2 protein-coding genes are annotated in these 3,172 nt (G+C 73.3%); one reads left to right on the top strand and one right to left on the bottom strand.

Annotation, left to right across the window (positions count from 1 at the left end):
• Nucleotides 1-525 (bottom strand): MFS transporter (locus tag GXW76_RS25080; RefSeq protein ID WP_272876146.1); only part of this gene is annotated, 525 nt, incomplete at its 3' end.
• 61 nt (nucleotides 526-586) lie between these two features.
• Here GXW76_RS25080 and GXW76_RS25075 point away from each other — a divergent pair.
• On the top strand, nucleotides 587-3,172 hold a 2,586-nt coding region (locus GXW76_RS25075; RefSeq protein ID WP_211864865.1), incomplete at its 3' end, for a helicase-related protein.

Here is a 3,172-nt window from a genome sequence, read left to right as displayed (position 1 = left end):
CAGCAGCCAGGCGATGCTGCCCGCCCCGGCACGCTCCGCCATCCAGCCGGCCACCCCGGCGGCGGCGATGAAGGACGCCGAACCTGCCGCGCGAACCCGGCCGTAGTCCCAGCGTTCCTCGCGTGCCGCGCGCAGCGCCATGGCATCGCCGAGCGGCACCACGCTGGCGAAGGCCAGGGCAAAGACGAGATTGGCCGCGAGCAGCCCGCCGAACCCCGCAGCCAGGCCATAGAGGCAGGCCGCCAGCGCCGCGACCGCCGCGCCGGCCGCCATCACGCCCCGCGGCCTGCCGAGCGCATCCGCCAGCCGCCCGCCGAGCGGGCCGGACACCAGCCGCACCGACGCGCCCGCCGCGAGGATGGTGCCCACCTCCGTCGCCGACAGGCCGCGCGCGGCCATCAGCGGCGGAATGAAAGGCAGCATGACGCCCACCGCCGCGAACTGGGCAGCGAAGAGAAGGGCGAAACGAGGGGCTGAGGATGTCACGGCGGCCGGCTGGCGCACCCTGCCGCGCGCCCTCACCATGGACAAGTGCCGCGCCGCGTGCCACGGAAGCCGGCCTCAATATCCGGAACGCCCTTCGCGCATGTTCGAACCCAGGGTCCGCGCCGTCCTCGGCCCCACAAACACCGGCAAGACGCATCTCGCGATCGAGCGTCTGCTGGCGCATTCGTCGGGCATCATCGGCTTCCCGCTGCGCCTGCTCGCGCGGGAGAACTACGACCGCATGGTCGCGCAGAAGGGCGAACGCCACGTCGCGCTCATCACCGGCGAGGAGAAGATCATCCCGCCCGAGGCGAAGTGGTTCGCCTGCACGGTGGAGGCGATGCCGCTCGACCGCCCGGTGGAATTCCTCGCGGTGGACGAGATCCAGCTCTGCGCCGATCCGGACCGCGGGCATGTCTTCACCGACCGGCTGCTGCACGCGCGCGGCATGGTCGAGACGATGTTCCTCGGCGCCGAGACCATCGCGCCGCTGCTGCGCCGCCTGGTGCCGCGCGCGGAGATCGAGACGCGCCCGCGCCTGTCCCAGCTGACCTATGCCGGCCCGGCCAAGCTGACGCGCCTGCCGGCACGTTCCGCCGTCGTCGCCTTCTCCGCGCAGGAGGTCTATGCGATCGCCGAGGCGGTGCGCCGCCGCCGCGGCGGCTGCGCCGTGGTGATGGGGCGGCTGTCCCCGCGCACGCGCAACGCCCAGGTGGCGCTCTACCAGAACCGCGAGGTCGATTTCCTGGTCGCGACGGATGCGATCGGCATGGGCCTCAACATGGACGTGGACCATGTCGCCTTCGCCGCGATGTCCAAGTTCGACGGCCAGAACGCGCGGCCGCTGACGGCGCAGGAAGTGGCGCAGATCGCCGGCCGCGCCGGGCGCGGCATGAAGGACGGATCCTTCGGCACCACCGCCGACTGCCCGGCGATGGGCGAGGAGATCGTCGAAGCCGTGGAAACCCACGCCTTCGAACCGCTGGGCACGCTCGCCTGGCGGAACTCGGACCTCGACTTCACCAGCGTCGACGCGCTGCTCGGCAGCCTCGCCGAGTCCCCCCCGCAGCCCGGCCTCGCCAAGGGGCACGATGCGGTGGACCACATCACGCTGGAAGCGCTGTCGCGCGACCCGGAGGTGCGCGGCCTCGCCGACACCATGTCCCGCGTGCGGCTGCTGTGGGAATCCTGCCAGGTGCCGGACTTCCGCAAGCTCGCCGACGACAGCCACACCAAGCTCTGCGCCAAGCTCTTCACGCATCTCGCGAAGGATGGGCGCCTGCCGCGCGACTGGGTCGCAGGATCCCTCGCGGTGCTCGAGCGCACGGACGGCGACCTCGACACGCTGATGGCGCGGATCACCGCGATCCGGGTCTGGGCCTACATCGCCGCGCGCGCGGACTGGCTCGACGACGCGCTCGGGCTGCAGGCCGACGCCCGTCGCGCCGAGGACATGGTCAGCGACGCGCTGCACGAGACGCTGACCGCGCGCTTCGTGGACCTTCGCGCTGCCCACCTCATCCGCAAGATGGACGAGGGCGAGGAGGAATTGCTCTCCGCCGTCACCCGTCGCGGCGAGGTGGTGGTGGAAGGCCACCCGGTCGGCAACGTGAAGGGCTTCAGCTTCGAGCCCGACTCCGCAGCGGTGGACGAGGAGGAGCGCCGCGTCGTCCTGCGCGCCGCCCGCCGCGCCCTCGGCGCCGAGATTCCGCGCCGCGTGGCTATGCTCGAATCCGCAAAGGACGAAGCCTTCGCGCTGACGCCGGGCCACAAGGTCACCTGGGCCTATTCCCACGCGCCGAACATGCCGGCGGGCCTCGGCGACATCGCGGAGGTGGCGAAGCTCAAGCCCGGCCCCGAACCCTCCAAGCCGCAGATCGAGGTGCTGGCGAGCGAGTTCCTCGACGGCGCGCAGCGCGAGCGCATCCGCGCCCGGCTCGCGACCTGGCTCGAGAACCTCATCAAGCGCGAGCTCGGCGCCGTCTTCGCCGCCGAGGCCAAGGCGGCCGAGGACAACACCCTGCGCGGCCCGGCCTTCCGCCTGCGCGAGGAACTCGGCCTGGCCATGGGCCGGACCGACCCCGAGATCCGCCCGGACCTGCGGCAGAAGCTCAAGGCCATCGGCATCCGCGCCGGGCGCTACGCGCTCTTCGTGCCGGAGGCGATGAAGCCCAAGGCGATGGCGCTGCGTGCCCAGCTCTGGTCCCTGCTGCGCGGCATCGAGGCCCCGAAGCTCCCGGGCGGCGGCCTCATCGCCGTGCCGGCGCCGGCGGACTGGCCGCGCGGCTTCGCCGAGACCATGGGCTGGCTGCCGGCCGGCCCGGTTCTGCTGCGCCTCGACGTCGTCGAGCGCATCGCCGGCGAGATCGGCCACCTGACCCGCCGCGCGCCGGCGATGCTGCCGGGCGACCTCGCCAGCCGCCTCGGCGTGAAGGGCGACGTGCTCGCCGAGGTGCTGGATGCCATGGGCTTCCGGCTGATGCCCGCGGAAACGCTGGAGGAGGGTGCCTTCGGACCGCCCTGCCCCGCCCGCATCGCCCACGCCCGCCCGCCGCGGCAGGAGCACCACCGTGGCCCCCGCCGCGACGGCCCGCGCCAGGACCAGCCGCGTGGTCCTCGGCGGGAAGACCGCCGCCCGCCCCGCCAGGACCGCCCGGAAGGCCAGCCCGCCGAGGGCGCGGCCGAG

Origin of the sequence: Neoroseomonas soli, from assembly GCF_018129065.1 — a bacterium.
Lineage (GTDB): Bacteria > Pseudomonadota > Alphaproteobacteria > Acetobacterales > Acetobacteraceae > Neoroseomonas > Neoroseomonas soli.
The sequence above is the reverse complement of the archived record's forward strand: the minus strand, read 5'-3'. Positions and strand labels throughout refer to the sequence as shown.